Origin of the sequence: Streptomyces puniciscabiei, assembly GCF_006715785.1 — a bacterium.
GTDB classification, from domain to species: domain Bacteria; phylum Actinomycetota; class Actinomycetes; order Streptomycetales; family Streptomycetaceae; genus Streptomyces; species Streptomyces puniciscabiei.
In genome coordinates this window covers 3,616,095-3,633,019 of the sequence record NZ_VFNX01000001.1, presented here as the reverse complement: position 1 = coordinate 3,633,019, position 16,925 = coordinate 3,616,095, and the positions used below count along the sequence as shown (strand labels likewise).

The 16,925-nt window shown below is 73.3% G+C and carries 16 protein-coding genes; 7 read left to right on the top strand and 9 right to left on the bottom strand.

The annotated features are described in order from the left end of the window. Positions 1-63: 63 nt before the first annotated feature. Positions 64-2,430 carry a protein serine/threonine kinase AfsK gene (afsK, locus tag FB563_RS16790; protein WP_142218750.1) on the bottom strand — a complete coding sequence of 789 codons (2,367 nt, stop codon included), beginning with the start codon at positions 2,428-2,430 and terminating at the stop codon, positions 64-66. A 179-nt stretch (positions 2,431-2,609) separates the two neighbouring features. Beyond that, on the bottom strand, positions 2,610-3,404 hold the full coding sequence (kbpA, locus tag FB563_RS16785; RefSeq protein ID WP_167528492.1) for an AfsK-binding protein KbpA: 795 nt from the start codon (positions 3,402-3,404) through the stop codon (positions 2,610-2,612). Between the two features lie 122 nt (positions 3,405-3,526). Between kbpA and FB563_RS16780 the strand changes: the two genes are divergently transcribed. Beyond that, positions 3,527-4,174, top strand: a complete 648-nt coding sequence (locus FB563_RS16780; RefSeq protein WP_199833022.1) for a TetR/AcrR family transcriptional regulator — start codon at positions 3,527-3,529, stop codon at positions 4,172-4,174. 96 nt (positions 4,175-4,270) lie between these two features. On the opposite strand, the gene FB563_RS16775 is transcribed toward FB563_RS16780, so the two are convergent. Next, a complete protein-coding gene (locus FB563_RS16775) occupies positions 4,271-4,723 on the bottom strand; it encodes an Lrp/AsnC family transcriptional regulator (RefSeq protein ID WP_055710012.1) in 453 nt (150 codons plus the stop codon). 82 nt (positions 4,724-4,805) lie between these two features. Here FB563_RS16775 and FB563_RS16770 point away from each other — a divergent pair, with 82 nt between their 5' ends. Continuing rightward, a complete protein-coding gene (locus tag FB563_RS16770) occupies positions 4,806-5,423 on the top strand; it encodes a LysE family translocator (RefSeq protein WP_055710013.1) in 618 nt (205 codons plus the stop codon). A 78-nt stretch (positions 5,424-5,501) separates the two neighbouring features. On the opposite strand, the gene FB563_RS16765 is transcribed toward FB563_RS16770, so the two are convergent. Together FB563_RS16765 and FB563_RS16760 are read right to left on the bottom strand one after the other, a co-directional pair. After that, on the bottom strand, positions 5,502-5,975 hold the full coding sequence (locus FB563_RS16765; protein ID WP_055710014.1) for a nitroreductase family deazaflavin-dependent oxidoreductase: 474 nt from the start codon (positions 5,973-5,975) through the stop codon (positions 5,502-5,504). Continuing rightward, positions 5,972-7,177: an acyl-CoA dehydrogenase family protein gene (locus FB563_RS16760; protein ID WP_055710015.1), complete on the bottom strand. Its 1,206-nt coding sequence runs from the start codon at positions 7,175-7,177 to the stop codon at positions 5,972-5,974. Before FB563_RS16760 ends, FB563_RS16765 begins: the two co-directional genes overlap by 4 nt. A 75-nt stretch (positions 7,178-7,252) precedes the next feature. Here FB563_RS16760 and FB563_RS16755 point away from each other — a divergent pair, with 75 nt between their 5' ends. Beyond that, entirely contained in the window at positions 7,253-8,422 is a 1,170-nt protein-coding gene (locus FB563_RS16755) for a thiolase C-terminal domain-containing protein (protein WP_142218749.1), read from the top strand. A 10-nt stretch (positions 8,423-8,432) separates the two neighbouring features. Here FB563_RS16755 and FB563_RS16750 read toward each other — a convergent pair whose 3' ends face one another. Beyond that, the gene (locus tag FB563_RS16750; RefSeq protein WP_234357883.1) at positions 8,433-9,407 is read right to left on the bottom strand and encodes a magnesium transporter CorA family protein; all 975 of its coding nucleotides are present in this window, start codon (positions 9,405-9,407) and stop codon (positions 8,433-8,435) included. A 136-nt stretch (positions 9,408-9,543) separates the two neighbouring features. Here FB563_RS16750 and FB563_RS16745 point away from each other — a divergent pair, with 136 nt between their 5' ends. Then, a complete protein-coding gene (locus FB563_RS16745) occupies positions 9,544-10,209 on the top strand; it encodes a pyridoxine/pyridoxamine 5'-phosphate oxidase (RefSeq protein ID WP_055708411.1) in 666 nt (221 codons plus the stop codon). Positions 10,210-10,251: 42 nt separating this feature from the next. On the opposite strand, the gene FB563_RS16740 is transcribed toward FB563_RS16745, so the two are convergent. The 3 genes from FB563_RS16740 to FB563_RS16730 are packed head-to-tail and all read right to left on the bottom strand — an operon-like array spanning position 10,252 to position 12,024. After that, positions 10,252-11,121, bottom strand: a complete 870-nt coding sequence (locus FB563_RS16740; protein ID WP_055708412.1) for a GNAT family N-acetyltransferase — start codon at positions 11,119-11,121, stop codon at positions 10,252-10,254. A 55-nt stretch (positions 11,122-11,176) separates the two neighbouring features. Continuing rightward, entirely contained in the window at positions 11,177-11,593 is a 417-nt protein-coding gene (locus FB563_RS16735; RefSeq protein WP_055708413.1) for a Zn-ribbon domain-containing OB-fold protein, read from the bottom strand. Next, a complete protein-coding gene (locus tag FB563_RS16730; protein ID WP_055708414.1) occupies positions 11,572-12,024 on the bottom strand; it encodes a DoxX family membrane protein in 453 nt (150 codons plus the stop codon). Before FB563_RS16730 ends, FB563_RS16735 begins: the two co-directional genes overlap by 22 nt. A 371-nt stretch (positions 12,025-12,395) precedes the next feature. Between FB563_RS16730 and FB563_RS16725 the strand changes: the two genes are divergently transcribed. The 3 genes from FB563_RS16725 to FB563_RS16715 all read left to right on the top strand — a co-directional run bounded on the left by FB563_RS16725 (position 12,396) and on the right by FB563_RS16715 (position 16,905). Beyond that, complete coding sequence (locus FB563_RS16725; RefSeq protein ID WP_055708415.1) at positions 12,396-13,583, top strand: flavin-containing monooxygenase; 1,188 nt, start codon at positions 12,396-12,398, stop codon at positions 13,581-13,583. A 95-nt stretch (positions 13,584-13,678) separates the two neighbouring features. Next, on the top strand, positions 13,679-15,901 hold the full coding sequence (locus FB563_RS16720) for an acetate--CoA ligase family protein (RefSeq protein WP_055708416.1): 2,223 nt from the start codon (positions 13,679-13,681) through the stop codon (positions 15,899-15,901). Further along, a complete protein-coding gene (locus tag FB563_RS16715; protein WP_244329022.1) occupies positions 15,898-16,905 on the top strand; it encodes an enoyl-CoA hydratase/isomerase family protein in 1,008 nt (335 codons plus the stop codon). Before FB563_RS16720 ends, FB563_RS16715 begins: the two co-directional genes overlap by 4 nt. Positions 16,906-16,925: the final 20 nt, after the last annotated feature.

Genomic DNA, 16,925 nt, shown 5'->3' with positions numbered 1-16,925 from the left:
CGCCGTCTGGAGCCCTTCCGTGACACACCGGTACGACGGCCGTCGCACGACTCCGTCGCGGCATCACGCCGTGCGGGCCGTGCCCGTCCCCTTCTCCGCGTCCAGCGCGTACACGCAGCGGTCCTTGCTGCACGCGTACACCACACCGTCCTTGACCACCGGCGAGCCGGTGATCTCGCCGCCGGTCGCCAGCTTCCAGCGCAGGCGGCCGTCGTCGGCCTTCAGGGTGTAGAGCAGATGGTCGGTGGAGCCGAAGTGGATACGGCCCTCGGCCACCGCCGGGGCGCCCACGACGTCGCCGCCCGCCTGGAAGCGCCACTTGGGCGTGCCGGTGACGGCGTCCAGGGTGTACAGGCCCTTGCCGCTGCCCACGTGCACATGCCCGGCGGCGACCAGCACCGGCTCGATCGACGAACGCGCCTCGGTGGCGATGCGCCAGCGGTCGCGGCCGTCGGTGGCGTCGAGGGCGTAGACGGTGCCCAGGTAGTCCGCCAGGTAGACGCCGCCGCCCGTGACCGCCGGGCCCGGGGCGAAGGCCGGCGGGCTGAGGAAGACCGCGGGTGCCTCGAAGTGCCAGCGGACCATGCCGCTCGCCGCCTCGACGGCGAGGACGCGGGTGCCGGCGGAGACGTACACGTAGCCGTCGGCGGCGGGGGCCAGGCGGACCGGCACCCCACCGCAGGAGGCCGCGTCACCGACCGGGTACGACCAGCGCTCCTCGCCGGTGCGGGCCTCCAGGGCGCGCAGCCGGGCGTCCTGCCAGACGTAGACCGTGCCGTCGTGGACGAGGGGGCCCGCCTCCGGGGACTCGAAGTCGGTCTGGCAGCCGGTGATCTCCCACAGCTTCTGCCCGTTGGTGGCCTCCCAGGCCTGCACACCGCCGCCCCGGGTGCCGGTGACGACCGTGCCGTGGTCGGCGTTCAGGGAGTACACCCAGGCGTCCGTGGACAGCCGCCACAGGTCGGTGCCCTGGCGGGCGTCCAGGGCGAACAGGGTCGGCCCGTCGGAGGCGTGGATACGGCCGTCCGACACCGCCATGGACCAGGCGACGTCCCGCGTCTTGAAGCGGCGCCGGCCGGTGGCCACGTCCAGGGCGTGCACCTCGAAGGAGGTGACGTAGACCAGGTCGCCGTCGACGGCGGGGGTGCCCCAGACCTCGTTGGACATGCGGAACCTCCAGGGCCGCCAGCCGCTCGCGGTCTCCGGGGGCTGCGGCGGCGCGGACGGGACGCTCGGGTCGGGGCCGGTGACGCCGGGGCGCGGGCGGGACCAGCTGGCGACCAGGCCGGCCTCCGGCGGGGGTGCCTTGACGGCGGCGGCGCGGGCGTCGGCGACGCGCGGGCCGGGGCCGATGGGCACCTGGGCGCCGGCCAGCCGGACCGGGCCGGCGTCGGGCGCGGCGGAGGGGGCGCCGACGGGGACGGGGGCCGGAGCGGGGGCCGGTGGGTCGTACGGGGGCGGCGGGGGTACGGCCGCGCGGCCGCCGCTCCTCGGGCCGCCGGTCGGTGCCGGGGCGGGCTTGGCGGCGGGGCGGCCGCCACGGCCCCGGGCCTCGATGAGGGCGACGGCCTTCTCGGGCAGCCAGGCGGAGGCGGTGCCGCTGTCGTCGGAGCCGGAACCGAAGAGATGGGGCGCGAGCTGGGCCTGGAGGTCGGCCGGGGTGGGCCGGGCGGCGGCCTCCATCTGCATGCACGCCTCGATCAGCGGGCGCAGCTCATCGGGCAGGCCGGTGAGGTCCGGGCCCTCGCGCAGCAGCATGAAGACGGTCTCGACCGGGTTGGCGCCGTGGAAGGGCGGGTGGCCGGTGGCCGCGAAGACCAGGGTGGAGCCGAGCGAGAAGACGTCGCTGGCGCCGGTGACGCTGCGGGAGTCCTTGGCCTGCTCGGGGGACATGTAGGCGGGGGTGCCGACGGCGACGTTCGTCATGGTCAGGCGGGTGTTGGAGACGCCGGAGGCGATACCGAAGTCGATCACCCGGGGGCCGTCCTCGACCACGAGCACGTTGGACGGCTTCAGGTCGCGGTGGACCAGCCCCGCGCCGTGGATGGACTGCAGGGCTTCCGCCACACCCGCGGCGAGCCAGCGCACGGCCTGGGCCGGGAGCGGCCCGCAGTCGTTCACTATCTCCTCGAGCGAGGGCGCCGGGACGTAGGCGGTCGCGAGCCACGGCACCGCGGCGCGCGGGTCGGCGTCGACCACGGCCGCCGTGTAGAAGCCGGAGACCGCGCGGGCCGCCTCCACCTCGCGGGTGAAGCGGACCCGGAACAGCTGGTCCTCGGCCAGCTCGGTGCGCACCGTCTTGATCGCCACGCGCCGGCCGGACGCCGAGCGCGCGAGATAGACCAGCCCCATGCCGCCGGCACCCAGCCGGCCCAGCACCTCGAACGGCCCGATCCGCCGCGGATCGTGCTGCGTCAGCTGATCCACCACTTGCCTGCCACCTCCCCGTACGAGCCGCGCCATCCACATATGTACGCGACCGAAGTGCAGCGTCTCACCACCGCACCGCCGTGGCGGCACGCACCCCAGATTCTTCCTGGCCGGACGGCTGGTTGCGAACCCGGTGACATTAGGGGTGTCTCATACTTAATCCACCCAAAAAGGATGAATCACCGCTGCAGCAGTGCGAACGACGCCCCCTGATTGTCGGTGACGACGGCCACTCGTCCGTACGACGTCTCGAAGGGTGGCGCCTGCACCCGCCCGCCGAGCCGCTGCACGGCACCGAGGGCGTCGTCCAGCCCGGCGACGCGGAAGTGGGCGAGGAAGTGCGGGGGCATCTCGGCCGGGAAGACCTCGGTGACCTCGGCCCGGCCGAAGTCGGGCCGCGCGCCCGCGCCGAACAGGGCGTCGTGGAAGAGGCTGCCGTAGAAGGCGTTGGCGGCGCCGGTGTCCCGGGTGTACAGCTGGGCCCAGACGAAGGTGCCGGGCTCGTGCCGGCGGCCGAAGCCACGGTGCCGGCCCGGCTGCCACAGCCCGAACACCGCGCCCTCGGGATCGGCGGCGAGGGCGGCGACGCCGAGGTCGCCCACCGGGAACGGGGCCATGACCACCTGCCCGCCGGCCGCGGTGATCCGCCGGCCGAGGGCCTCGACGTCCGGGGTGGCGAAGGAGACCGTCCAGACGGTGGGCATACGGCCGTCGGTCTTGGGCGCCAGCGAGGCGACGAGCTCCCCCCGCAGCCGCGCCCACACCGAGGAGCCGTAGGCGTCCTCGAAGGTCCACCCGAAGAGCTCACCGTAGAACCGCTTGCCCGCCTCGACGTCGGAGAGGCGGGCGTCCACCCAGCAGGGCACACCTTCCCCATAGGCCTCTTCCGCCTCCACCACCTCCGCGTCCACCACCTCTTCCGCCTCTCCCTCCCCTTCGGCCCCTTCGTACTCGGATGCCCTGTTTTCGGCCATGCCGTCAAAGTAACCGGGCCACGCGCACCGCGCAGACCAGGCACACCATCCTCGGAGCACCCGTGCACCCCATTTGCAGTCGGCCGAATCGCGCTCCGATCACCCCTCGGTAAGCTGACGGCATGACAGGACAAGTGCGTACCGTCGACGGCCGCGTGGCCGGCCGGCGTGGGCAGGCGACCCGGCAGAAGCTGCTCGACTGCCTCAGCGAGATGCTCAGCTCCTCCCCCTACCGGGACGTCAAGGTCATCGATGTCGCCCGGAAGGCGGGAACTTCACCCGCGACCTTCTACCAGTACTTCCCCGACGTCGAAGGCGCCGTCCTGGAGATCGCCGAGCAAATGGCGGCCGAGGGCGCGGGATTGACCGAGCTGGTCCAGGGGCGGTCCTGGGCCGGCAAGTCGGGATGGCAGACCGCCCAGGAACTCGTGGACGGTTTCCTGGAGTTCTGGCGCAAGAACGACGCGATCCTGCGGGTCGTCGACCTCGGCGCGGCCGAGGGGGACAAACGGTTCTACAAGATCCGCATGAAGATCCTGAACTCGGTGAACAACTCCCTGGCGGACTCCATCACCGAGTTGCAGTCCAAGGGCAGGGTCGACAAGGACGTGAACCCGGCGGCGGTGGCCGGCTCGCTGGTCGCGATGCTCGCGGCGGTGGCGGCGCACCAGAAGGGCTTCTCGTCCTGGGGCGTGAAGCAGGCCGAACTCAAGCCGAACCTAGCCCTGTTGGTCCACCTGGGCGTGACGGGGAAGAAGCCGAGCAAGTAACCCACGGCCACGGCAGCCCCCTTTTTCCATACCCAAGTCCTGTCTGGCAGGCGGTGGTTCACGCGTCGCACTCGCGGTGAGCCACCGCCTGCACTGCTATGCCGGCAGCGGACGGTCCCGTACGACGTGCTTCATCACCAGCGTCGAGGTCAGCCGCTGCACTCCCGGCAGGGTCGCCAGCCGCTCGTCGTAGAGCCGCTGGAAGGCCGCGAGGTCGGCGGTCGCCACCCGGAGCAGGTAGTCGGGCTCGCCGAACAGCCGCTGGGCGTCCAGCACGTGCTCCAGCTCGCCGACCGCCCGCTCGAACTCGGCGACCGTGTCCCGGTCCTCCTGCCGCATCGACACGAAGACCAGCGCCTCGAAGTTCAGCCCGAGCGCCGCCGCGTCCACCACCGCCCGGTAGCCCTGGATGGCACCGGAGCGCTCCAGCTCGCGCAGCCGGCGGTGACAGGGCGAGACGCTGAGGCGCACCCGCGCGGCCAGCTCGGTCACGGTCAGCCGCCCGTCCTGCTGCAGCTCGGCAAGGATTTTCCGGTCTACGTCGTCCATGTGGAAGATCTTCCCCCACAATCGCTGGCCGCGGGCAAACTTCGGGAACACTTTCGGGCCATTCACGCCTAATGTGCCCGACATGGACTCGGGACTGCTCTTCTCCTTCCTCGCCGTGGACCTGCTGCTGGTGTGCGTGCCGGGCGCCGACTGGGCGTACGTGATCGCGACCGCCCTGCGCCGCGGCTCGGTGCCGCGCGCGGTGGCCGGCCTGGTCTGCGGCTACGCCCTGCACACGGCCCTGGCGACGGCGGGCCTCGCGGTCCTGGTGGCGGGCTCGCCGAAGCTGCTGACGGTCCTGACGGTGGCGGGCGCGGGCTACCTGCTGTGGCTGGGCTGGGGGGTGCTGCGCCGGCCGGCAGTGCCGGGTGCGGGGGACACGGCGGCCGGCGAGGAGCGCCTCTTCCTGCGGGGGGCCACGATCAGCGGCCTCAACCCGAAGGGCCTGCTGCTCTATCTCTCCGTCCTCCCCCAGTTCCTCACCCTGCGCGGCGCCCACCTGCCCGTCCCCGCCCAGACGGCGGCCCTCGGCCTGCTCCACATGGCCTGCTGCGCGGCGGTCTACCTCACCGTCGGCGCGTTGTCGCGTGCGCTGCTTTCCGCGCGGCCGGCCGCGGCCCGGGCGGTGACGCGGACGTCGGGGGCGGCGATGCTGGGGATCGGCGCGGTGCTCCTGGCGGAGCGGCTTGCCGCGGTTTAGCGCAGTAGGGGGTGGCCGCTGGATACCGTCGGGCGTCTGCGGGTGCGTTGTGGCTGGTCGCGCAGTTCCCCGCGCCCCTTAGGGTGTCGCAGTGATCCGGAACAGGCGGATTTGCCTCGTCACCCGGGCCTGGTAGGTGGCGTACGGTGGCCAGAACTCCAGGAGTGCGGTCCACGCGGCCGCCCGCTCCTCCGCCTCCAGCAGTTGAGCCGTGACCGGGATGTCGCGGCCCTTCCAGCTGATCGAAGCCTCCGGATGGGCCAGTAGGTTGTGGCTCCAGGCGGGATGCCCGGGCCGCCCGAAGTTGGAGCCCACCAGCAGCCAGGTCTTGCCGTGCTCCTCCGGCATGCAGGCCAGCGGGGTGCGGCGGGGCAGGCCGGTGCGGGCGCCGGTGGAGGTGAGGATCAGGCCGGGCAGCATCTGCGTGCTGAGCAGGTACCGTCCCCCGGTGAGCCGGTGGACCGCCCGGTCGAGGGCCGGGATCACATGGGGCGCGACCTTCGCGAACCCGCGCGTCGAGGACACCTTCTGCACCATCCGGACGCCGATCACACCGTCACCGCCCCACCCGTGAAGAGCCCGGCGACCTCGGCGGCCCGGTCCCGCAGCCGGTGCACCGGCCCGAACAGCAGCTCGTCCCCGGCGGCCCGCTTGAAGTACAGCTGGGCGTCGTGCTCCCAGGTGAACCCGATCCCCCCGTGCAACTGGATCCCCTCACCGGCGGCCCCCCGCAAGGCCTCCAGCGCCTGGGCGAGCGCAAGCCCGCCGGAGCACAAGCCGCCGGCCGCCGACGGCGAAGCCGAGGCGGCGGCCCACGCTGCGTACCACGCTGCGGACCGAGCCGCCTGCACCCCCACATACACGTCGGCCAGCCGATGCTTCACCGCCTGGAAGGAGCCCACCGGCCGCCCGAACTGCTCGCGCTGCCCGACGTACTCCACGGTCCGCTCCAGCACCCGTTCCGCCGCCCCGACGGCCTCACATGCGAGCACGGCGGCGACCTGGTCCCCCAGGGCGGCGAGGGCGGGCAGCACCTCCGCGTCCTCCTCCCCGAGCAACTCGGCCCGCGCATCGCGCAGTTGGACGCGCCCCTGCGCCCGGGTGGCGTCGAGGGCGGTCTGCCGGGCCCGTACGACACCGGGCGCGTCCCCCGCCACCAGGAACAGCAGGGTCCGGGACCGTGCGAAGCCCCCGGTGTGCGCGGCGACGAGCAGCAGCCCCGCGCTGTGTCCGTCGAGCACCTGGTCGACCTGCCCGTACAGCCGCCAGTCGCCGTCCGTGCACCGTGCCTGGACGCCTCCGGCCCGTCCACCGCCGGCGGTGAAGGTGCCGTTGTCGCAGGTCAGGGCGAGGGCCTTGGTCAGCGCCGGGCCGGGGACGGCGAGGGCGGCGGTGAGCGTGCCGGCGGCCAGGCGGGGCAGCAGGTCGGCGCGCTGGGCCTCGGTGCCGAGGGCGAGGATCAGCGGGGCGGCGAGGACGGAGGTGGCGAGCAGCGGGGAGGGCGCCAGCGCCCGGCCGGTCTCCTCGCAGGCGAGGGCCAGTTCGGTGACCGAGCAGCCGACACCGCCGTACCGCTCGGGCAGGGCGAGTCCCGGCAGGCCGAGCTGGTCGGCGAGGGCCGACCACAGGAGGGGGTCGTGTCCGGCCGGGCTGTCGACGGCGGTCCGCAGCTCGGGCGAGCCGCACCGCTTGTGCAGCAGCTCACGCAGGGTGCGGCGGATCTCGTCCTGCTCGGCGGTGAGGCGGGTGTCCATGGCCTTCCCTCCCTATCTGACGGGGCGTCATATTAGGGGGGCCGGAATGAGATGCACAGAGGCAGGAGCCCTCGCATGAGCCGTGGCACCCGGAAAGTCGCCGTCGTCGGCGTGGCCCTCTCCGCATGCGGACGCCTGGCCGACACCACGCCGTACGCCCTGCACGCGCAGGCGGCCCGCCGTGCCCTCGCGGACGCGGGTCTCGGCCGTGAGGTGGTGGACGGATTCGCCTCCGCCGGGCTCGGCACCCTGGCACCCGTCGAGGTCGCCGAGTACCTGGGTCTGCGCCCCACCTGGGTGGACTCCACCTCGGTCGGCGGCTCGACCTGGGAGGTCATGGCGGCACACGCGACGGACGCGATAGCGGCGGGCCACGCGAACGCCGTCCTCCTCGTCTACGGCTCCACGGCACGCGCGGACATCAGAGCGGGCCGCAGGACCGGCGACCTGTCCTTCGGCGCCCGGGGGCCCCTGCAGTTCGAAGTCCCCTACGGTCACACCCTGATCGCCAAGTACGCGATGGCCGCGCGCCGCCACATGATCGAACACGGCACGACGATCGAGCAGTTGGCCGAGGTCGCGGTCCAGGCCCGGGCCAACGCGGCGCTCAACCCGGAGGCGATGTTCCGCGACCCGATCACCGTCGACGACGTCCTGGCCGGCCCGGTGATCGCCGACCCCTTCACCAAGCTGCACTGCTGCCTGCGCTCGGACGGCGGCGCGGCGGTCCTGCTGGCGGCCGAGGAGTACGTACGGGACTGCCGTACGGCCCCCGTCTGGATCCTCGGCACCGGCGAGCACGTCTCGCACGCGGCGATGTCCGAGTGGCCGGACTTCACGGTGTCCCCGGCGGCCGTGAGCGGGCGGCTGGCCTTCGAGCGGGCCGGGGTGGGGCCCCAGGAGATGGACTTCGCCGAGATCTACGACGCCTTCACCTACATGACCCTGGTGACCCTGGAGGACCTGGGGTTCTGCGGGAAGGGCGAGGGCGGGGCGTTCGTGGAGAAGGGCCGGCTGCTGGTGCGGGGCGGGGAGTTGCCGGTGAACACCGACGGGGGCGGGCTCTCGGCCCAGCACCCCGGGATGCGGGGGCTGTTCCTGCTGGTGGAGGCGGTGCGGCAACTGCGCGGGGAGGCCGGGGAGCGGCAGGTGCGGACGCGGGACGGGCGGCTGCCGGGGCTGGGGGTGGCGTCCGGGACGGGCGGCTGGTTCTGCTCGTCGGGGACGGTGGTGCTGGGCCGTTGAGGGCTCCGGTTCAGTCCTCGTCCAGCAGCCGGCGCCAGACGCGGGTGCGGTGCAGGACGTAGAGGGAGCCGAGCAGGACGACCACCTGCAGTCCCACGGCCAGCAGCCAGAACTCGTCCCTGGTCTCCAGCCTGTTCGTCAGGAACGTGAAGTTCATGCCGAAGAACCCGGTGATGAACGTCAGCGGCAGGAAGATCACCGACACGATGGCCAGCCGGTTGATCACGCCGTTCTGCTCGCCCGCCACCAGCGAGGAGTAACTTGCGAAGGCCCGGCGGGTGGCGTCCTGCAGGGACTCGACGTCGGCGAGCACCAGCCTGCCGGCGGTCTGGAACCCCTGGGCACGCCGTTGCCGGTCCTCGGGGAAGGTGGGGCTCATCATCCGGCGGGTGAGGATCTCGTCGATCGCCTGGAGGTAGGGCCGCAGGGAGTGGTGCAGGAGCGCGGAGCGCCGCCGCAGCTGCGCCAGCCGGTAGACCTGCTCGGGGCGCCGGTTCTCGAACATGTCGTCCTCGAGCTCCTCGGACTCCAGCAGGGCCTGCACGGCCGCCCGGCGGAAGGTGTCCAGGGCCTCCTGGAGCAGGAGGAAGAGCACGGCCACGGTGTCGCCGGGCCGCTCGTGCCGCAGCGCCGCGGTGAGGCTCTGCGCCAGTCCGGCCTGCCCCCGGTGCACGGTGGCCAGGAACCGCTCGGTCACCACGACGTGGAGGTGGGCGATCACGTCGCCGTGCACCACCGGCACGACGAAGGCGGCCCGGTCCCCCAGGAACTCCGCCCGCGCGGCCTCACCCTCCCTGCCGAACCAGTCCAGTTCCTCGTCCTGCAGGCCCAGCTGACCGGCGATCGGCGTCCGCGGCGCCGGCGCGTCCTCCGGCAGCTCGACGTCGACGAGCAGGAAGGACTCGGCGGCCAGCCGCTCACGCGCCCCCGAGACGTCCGTACGGGTGATGGTCATCTCGGGCATCGACACCACCGTTACGATCATCGCCCCTCACCGTCATTTCCCGAAGCCCGTGGCTCCGAGCGTCCCCGGCTTGCGGTGTTCCCGCACGCGGAGGCACTCGTGTGCGTCGCGGGACGGCTGCCGAACGGATGACGGGGCCGGTGGCGATACTCGGGGCATGGAAACGGATCTCCAGGCAACTCTCAGGTCGCTGCGGGTATGGGACCCGGACGTCACGGACCTGCGCCCCTTCGCGCCGGACACCGCCCCGCCGACCCCGCTGCCCCTGTTCACCAGCTGGCTGGCGGAGGCGGTGGCGGCCGGGCAGCCGGAGCCGCACACGATGTCGCTGGCCACGGTGGACGCGGAGGGCAGGCCGGACGTACGGATCGTGATGCTGCACGGCGCCGACGTGGACGGCTGGTCCTTCGCCACGCACGCCACGAGCCGCAAGGGCCGGGCCCTGAGCGCACACCCCCACGCCGCCCTGGCCTTCTACTGGCCCGTGCTGGGCCGCCAGGTCCGGGTGCGCGGAACGGTGACCGCGGCGCCGTCCCGGGAGAGCCAGGCCGACCTGCACGCCCGCTCGACGGGGGCGCTGGCCGCGGCGCTCACCGGGCGGCAGAGCGAGGAGCTGTCCTCACTGGACGAGCTGCGGCGGGCGTCCCAGGCCGCGTGGGAGCGGGCCCGGGAGAACCCGACCGAGCCGTCGCCCACCTGGACCCTGTACCGGCTCCGCCCGGAGACGGTGGAGTTCTTCCAGGGCGACGCGGAGCGGCGGCACGTGCGGTTGGAGTACCGGAGCACGGAGTTCGGCTGGAGCAAGACGCTGCTCTGGCCTTAGCGGGGCGCCTGCCCCGGACTCCGGGCACCCGCCCCCGCCTGCTCAGTCCCCGAACCGCCACACCGCGAAGTCCGCCACCGCCCGGTATCCGATCCGCTGGTACAGCCCGTTGCTCGTCGGGTTGGCGAGGTCGGCGAAGAGGAGGATCTCGGTGGCCCCGGCGTCGCGCGCGGCGCGGCTGACCTCGGCGGTGGCCGCACCCGCGTAGCCGCGTCCACGCAGGTCGGCGGGGGTGTAGACGGGGGCGATGCGGACCTGGCCGGCCGTCTCGGGGGTGGCGCCTGCCATGGCGAGCGGGGTGCCGTCACGGGATTCCCAGAGGGTGACGCCGCCGTAGGAGATACGGGCGTCGGCCCAGTTGCCCGCCTCCTGCCCGGCGCCGCCGGTGACCTCCTGGAACTCCTCGAACCAGCGGATCAGCAGATCCCGGTCGGCCGGCCCGGCGATCCGCGCCCGCCCCTGCGGCCGGGGCGCGGGTACGGTCAACTCGCCCAGCCGGTAGAGCCGTTGCCGTCTGTCGACGGCGACCGTCGTGCCGGTGTGCCGCTGCCAGGCCGCCGCGAAGGTCTCCGCCGTCTCCCGCGGCCCGGAGACCCCGGGGAGCGGGCGGCCCAGCTCCGCCCACCGGACCGCCAGGGCGTCGGCCGCCTGCGGGGTGAGCGCGGTGACGTGGAGGTGGAAGGGCGGGGTGTGGAGCAGGGCGGCCCGCACCGTCCGCACCGTGCCGTCGCCCGCTTCCAGCAGGCCGAAGAGGGGGTCCTGTTCGCCGTAGAGGTGCAGCCCGCGGCGGCGCAGCGCGTCCGTCACCGTCAGCGGGACCGTGTGCAGGGCGGGGCGGGAGCGCAGGAAGTCGCCGGCGCGGGAGAGGAACTCGTCCAGGTCTTCGGTGAGGTACCAGGTGTCGGGGCGCATACGGCCCATGGTCGGCGCGAACCTCCGGACGGGACACCGGTTTTCCCCCGCACGCTCAGCCCTCCGGGCGGAACACCGGCTTCCCCTCCTCGAACGTCACCCGCAGCGGCAGCCCGGCCCGCAGATCCTGCGCCGCGCAGCCCACCACCTGCGTCATCATCCGCGGGCCCTCCGCCAGATCGACCACCGCGGCCACGTACGGCGTGCGCTCGCCAAAGGGCGGCAGGTCGTTGCGGTGGACGGTGGACCAGGTGTAGAGCACGGCGCGGCCGCTCGCCTCCTCCCAGGTCACCTCCTCGCTCCAGCAGTGCGGGCAGAACTCGCGCGGGTAGTGGTGGGCCCGGCCGCAGGCCCCGCAGCGGCGGATCAGCAGCCGGCCGCGCCGGGCCGCCTCCCAGTAGGGGCGGGTGAAGGCGTCCGGCTCGGGGAGGTCGTAACGCGTCACCGTGGTCAGCGGAACCACCCCAGCCATGCGTCGATCGACCAGGTCTGCCATGCCATCCCGAAGAACCCGACGAGCGAGATCAGCGCCATCATCGAGTTCTGGCCCTGTTCCGCCCAGTCGTGGATCATGAGGACGAAGTAGATCGCGTTCAGCAGCAGGCCGCCGAGCAGCGCGACCGGGGTCAGGAAGCCGAGGATCAGGCCGAGGCCCAGGGAGAGTTCGGCGTAGGCGACTACGTACGCCATCAGCTTCGGGTGCGGCTTCACCCATGCCTCGAACCCGGTCCGTACCGGCGTCCAGCGGTGTTTCTCCGCGATCTCCGCCGCCCATGCGATGCCGCTGCCCCGCTCGAACCAGGCCTTCTTGTCCTTGTGCCGCCAGCTCTCCAGCCACCACAGCCCGAGGCCGATCCGCAGCACCGCCAGCCACTGAGCGCCGTCCAGCCATATGGAGTCCATGTATCTGACGGTACGTCAGATGCCCGCTGAAGCCCACCTGTGAGCAGGCCCTGAATCACCCCAGCACCGCACACAGATTGTTGACGATTTTGTTGGCGTCTAAATACGTTCGCCGACGAAAGGTCAGGAGCCCGCCGAGGCCTCCGCGACGAGGTCGACCACCTCTACTCGACTTCATCGCATGGATCGCGAAGGTGACCGGGCACAGGGCCCGCACGTGACACGCGGGGTGGGACCGATCGCCGTACCGCCACAACCAGGCGGCCTACGTCACCGGTCCCACCCACTCCTCCTACACCCGTGATCAATCCGCAACCAATTCCGGTCTTGACCGAGACCCATCAACCGGGTGCGTGATTACGCTCCCGAGCATGACCGACTCCCGTTCCGCTTCCGTGCAGCTCTCCGCCACGCCCGCCGACCGCCCGGTCTACGTCATCGGCGCCGGTCCGGGCGGTCTGGCCGCCGCGTACGCGCTGCGGGCACGGGGCATACGGGCCGTGGTGCTGGAGAAGGCCGACCACGTGGGCGCCTCCTGGCGCGGCCACTACGACCGGCTCCGGCTGCACACCACCCGGCGGCTGTCCGCGCTGCCGGGCCTGAAGATCCCCCGGAAGTTCGGGCGCTGGGTCTCCCGCGACGACGTGGTGCGCTACCTGGAGAGGTACGCCGAGCACCACGAGCTGGAGATCGTCACCGGCGTGGAGGTCTTCCGCGTCGAGCGGTCCGCGGACGGCAGCGGCTGGCTGCTGCACGCCTCCGGCGGGCGCGAGCTGACCGGCAGCGCGGTGGTCGTCGCCACCGGCTACAACCACACCCCGCGCATCCCCGACTGGCCGGGCCTCACGGAGTACGGCGGGGAGTTCCTGCACGCCGGCGCCTACCGCAACGCCGGGCCGTACGCAGGCCGGGACGTGCTGGTCGTCGGCGTCGGCAACACCGGCGCCGAGATCGCCGTGGACCTGGTGGAGGGCGGGGCGGCCCGGGTGCGGCTGGCCGTGCGCACCGTCCCGCACCTCGTGCGCCGTACGACGCTCGGCTGGCCCGCGCAGTACTCGGGCGTGCTGGTACGGCGGCTGCCGGTACGGCTGGTGGACCGGCTCGCCAGGTCGGCGGCCCGGCTCGGCGTGCCGGACCTGTCGGCCCACGGACTGCCGCGCCCGGACACCGGGATGTACAGCAGGGTCAAGGAGGGCGCCATCCCGGTCCAGGACGTCGGCCTGATCGACGCGGTGCGCGCGGACAAGGTGGAGGTCGTGGCCGCCGTCGAGTCCTTCGAGGACGGGAAGGTGATCCTCGCCGACGGCAGCCGGATCGAGCCGGACGCGGTGATCGCGGCGACCGGGTACACGCGGGCGCTGGAGGGCCTGGTCGGGCATCTCGGGGTGCTGGACGGGCGCGGGAAGCCCGTCGTGCACGGCGGCCGTACGCCCGCGCAGGCGCCCGGCCTGTTCTTCACCGGCTACACCAACCCGATCAGCGGGATGTTCCGGGAGATGGCGCTCGACGCCGGGAGGATCGCCAAGGCGGTGGCCCGGCACCTGCACACCAGCCGGTAACTTCTCCGGCCGGACCAGTTCCTGACATTGCGTCAGTTCAGTAATCTGACAGAGCGTCAGTTTACTTGTGCTGTCTCACAGGAGCGGGCGGACCGATGCTTGGATCAACCCACGGCACCCTCACCACCGACTCCCGCCGGGCCCGGGTCATCGCGTGCGGCGAGCGGCGGCCCGGACCCGTCGTCCACGACCGGGTCGACGATCTGGACGTCAGCGGGCGGCCGCTGTACGCGGACGTCCCCGACCTGACCCGCTTCTTCCGGCCCGAGTCGGTCGCCGTGATCGGCGCCTCGGACGCGGAGGGACGCCCCAACACCGGGATCACCCGGCAGCTGCTGGCCTGGGCCGAGCGGGTGGGGGCGCGGGTGTATCCGGTGCACCCGACCCGCCCCTCGGTCTTCGGCATCCCCTGCGCCGCCTCCGTCGCCGAACTGCCGCCCGGGCAGATCGACCTGGCCGTACTGCTGGTCGCCGACCCGCTGCCGGTGGTCGAGGAACTGGCCGACGCCAAGGTGAGGTTCGCGGTCGCCTTCGCCTCCGGGTTCGCCGAGACGGGCGAGGCGGGCGCCGAGGCGCAAGCGCGGCTCGCGGACGCCGTACGGCGCTCGGGCCTGCGCCTGCTGGGCCCGAACACCAACCTCAACGCCTTCGAGCACTTCCGGGAGGATCTGACCGGCCCGGCGATCGCCCTGATCACCCAGTCCGGCCACCAGGGCCGGCCGGTCTTCGCCCTGCAGGAGCTGGGCATCCGGCTCTCCCACTGGGCGCCCACCGGCAACGAGGCCGACCTGGAGACCGCCGACTTCCTCTCCTGGTTCGCCGAGCAGCCCGAGGTCGGCACCGTCGCCTGTTACGTGGAGGGCCTGAAGGACGGCCGCGCCTTCCTGCTGGCCGCCGACCGCGCCGCCCGCCGCGGGGTGCCGGTGGTCGCGGTGAAGGTCGGCCGCACCGAGGCCGGCGCGCGTACGGCGGCCTCGCACACCGGCAAGCTCACCGGCGCCGACGACGTGGTGGACGCGGCGATGCGGCAGTTCGGGGTGGTACGGGTCGACGGGCTCGACGAACTCCAGGACACCGCGGCCCTGCTGGCGCGGGCGCGGGCGCCGCTGGCGGACGGGGTCGCGGTGTACTCGATCTCCGGCGGCACCGGCGCGCACGCGGCCGACCTCGCCACCGCGGCCGGGCTCCACCTGCCGCGCCTGTCGCAGGCCAGGCAGGCCGAGCTGCACCAGTGGATACCGGAGTACCTGAGCGTCGCCAACCCGGTGGACAACGGCGGGCATCCCGTGGGCGACGCGCGCGGCCGGAAGATCATCGACGCGATCCTCGCCGACCCGTCGGTCGGCGTCCTGATCTGCCCGGTCACGGGCCCGTTCCCGCCGCTGAGCGACAAGCTGGTGGCGGACCTGGTCGAGGCGGCGGAGGAGACGGACAAGCTGGTGTGCGTGGTGTGGGGTTCGCCGGTGGGCACGGAGGCGGCGTACCGCGAGGTCCTGCTCGGCTCCTCGCGGGTGGCCACCTTCCGCACGCTGGGCAACTGCCTCAGGGCCGTCCGCGCCTGGCTGGACCACCACCGCTTCGTGAGCGACTACCGCTCGCCCTTCGACGAGGCCCCGCGCACGCCCTCGCCGTCGTACCGCAAGGCGGAGGCGCTGATGCGCCCGGGCCAGCAGCTGAGCGAGCACGCGGCCAAGCAGCTGCTGCGCGCCTACGGCATCCGGGTGCCACGCGAGCAGCTGGTGACCAGCGCGGCGGCGGCCGTACGGGCGGCGGCCCAGGTCGGCTACCCGGTGGTGATGAAGGCCTCCGGGGCCCAGATCGCCCACAAGACCGAACTGGGCCTGGTGAAGATCGGTCTGACGTCGGCCAGCCAGGTCAGGGACGCCTACCGCGAGCTCACCGACATCGCCCGCTACGAGGGTGTCGCGCTGGACGGGATCCTGGTGTGCCAGATGGTCGAGCAGGGCGTAGAGATGGTCCTCGGGATGAGCCACGACGACCTGTTCGGCCCGACGGTGACGGTAGGGCTCGGCGGGGTGCTGGTGGAGGTCCTGCACGACGCGGCGGTCCGTGTTCCGCCGTTCGGCGAGGACCAGGCCCGCGCCATGCTCACCGAGCTCCGCGGCCGGGCCCTGCTGGACGGTGTCCGGGGCCGCCCGCCGGCCGACCGGGACGCGCTGGTGGAGGTGGTCCTGCGGGTCCAGCGCATGGCGCTCGAACTGGGCGACTTCATCGCGGAGCTGGACATCAACCCGCTGCTGGTGCTGCCCCGGGGGCAGGGCGCGGTGGCGCTGGACGCGCTGGTGGTGTGCCGGTGAGCGAGCTGGAGACCGAGCGGCGCGACCAGGTCGCCCACCTCACCCTGAACCGCCCCGAGTCCCTCAACGCCCTCACCCCGGCGCTGCGGGACCGGCTGATCGACCTGCTCGCGCAGGCGTCGGCCGACCCGGACGTCCGGGCGGTGGTGCTGACCGGCAGGGGGCGGGGCTTCTGCGCGGGCGCGGACCTGCGGGGCGGGACGGGCTCCGGCTCGGGCGCGGGCTCCGGCGCGGGCGCGGGCGCGGGCTCCGCTGCAGGCTCCGGCTCCGGCGCGGGCTCCGACTCTGGCTCCGGCTCGGGCGCGGGCTCCAGCTCGGGCGCGGGCTCCGCTGCGGGCTCCGACTCTGGCTCCGGCTCGGGCGCGGGCTCCGCTGCCGGCTCCGACTCCGGCCCCGGCTCGGGCTCCGGCTCCGACTCCGGCCCCGGCCCCGGCGCCCGGCTCCCCGGCGACGTGGCCCGGATGCTGCGCCAGGGCGCCCAGCGTCTGATCGGGGCCGTCCTGGACTGCGAGAAGCCGGTGATCGCCGCCGTGAACGGCACGGCGGCGGGCCTCGGCGCGCACCTGGCGTTCGCCTGCGACCTGGTCCTGGCCGCCGAGTCGGCCCGTTTCGTGGAGGTGTTCGTACGGCGGGGTCTGGTGCCGGACGCCGGCGGCGCGTACCTGCTCCCGCGCCTGCTGGGCCCGCACCGGGCGAAGGAGCTGATGTTCTTCGGCGACGCGGTGCCGGCGGCGGACGCGGCCCGCCTGGGTCTGGTCAACCGGGTCGTTCCGGACGGCGAGTTGGAGAAGACGGCCCGCGAGTGGGCCACCCGTCTGGCCGCCGCCCCGACCCGCGCCCTGGCCCTGACCAAGCAGCTGGTGAACACCTCCCTGGAATCGGACCGGGCCACCGCCTTCGCCGCGGAGGCCTGGGCCCAGGAGCTCAACATGACGACCGAGGACGCCCAGGAAGGCCTGCGGGCGTTCGCGGAGCGCCGGGGGGCGGTGTTCCGGGGGCGGTGAGACCCCGCGGCCCGGGAGTT

Coding starts and splice junctions, on each gene's coding strand:
- FB563_RS16735 (WP_055708413.1), bottom strand. CDS start 11,593: ATGGCTGGGGTGGTTCCGCTGACCACGGTGACGCGTTACGACCTCCCC.
- FB563_RS16760 (WP_055710015.1), bottom strand. CDS start 7,177: ATGGACACCCGCCTCACCGCCGAGCAGGACGAGATCCGCCGCACCCTG.
- FB563_RS16755 (WP_142218749.1), top strand. CDS start 7,253: ATGAGCCGTGGCACCCGGAAAGTCGCCGTCGTCGGCGTGGCCCTCTCC.
- FB563_RS16775 (WP_055710012.1), bottom strand. CDS start 4,723: ATGGACGACGTAGACCGGAAAATCCTTGCCGAGCTGCAGCAGGACGGG.
- FB563_RS16750 (WP_234357883.1), bottom strand. CDS start 9,407: ATGATCGTAACGGTGGTGTCGATGCCCGAGATGACCATCACCCGTACG.
- FB563_RS16740 (WP_055708412.1), bottom strand. CDS start 11,121: ATGCGCCCCGACACCTGGTACCTCACCGAAGACCTGGACGAGTTCCTC.
- FB563_RS16720 (WP_055708416.1), top strand. CDS start 13,679: ATGCTTGGATCAACCCACGGCACCCTCACCACCGACTCCCGCCGGGCC.
- FB563_RS16725 (WP_055708415.1), top strand. CDS start 12,396: ATGACCGACTCCCGTTCCGCTTCCGTGCAGCTCTCCGCCACGCCCGCC.
- FB563_RS16780 (WP_199833022.1), top strand. CDS start 3,527: ATGACAGGACAAGTGCGTACCGTCGACGGCCGCGTGGCCGGCCGGCGT.
- FB563_RS16730 (WP_055708414.1), bottom strand. CDS start 12,024: ATGGACTCCATATGGCTGGACGGCGCTCAGTGGCTGGCGGTGCTGCGG.
- FB563_RS16745 (WP_055708411.1), top strand. CDS start 9,544: ATGGAAACGGATCTCCAGGCAACTCTCAGGTCGCTGCGGGTATGGGAC.
- FB563_RS16770 (WP_055710013.1), top strand. CDS start 4,806: ATGGACTCGGGACTGCTCTTCTCCTTCCTCGCCGTGGACCTGCTGCTG.
- kbpA (WP_167528492.1), bottom strand. CDS start 3,404: ATGGCCGAAAACAGGGCATCCGAGTACGAAGGGGCCGAAGGGGAGGGA.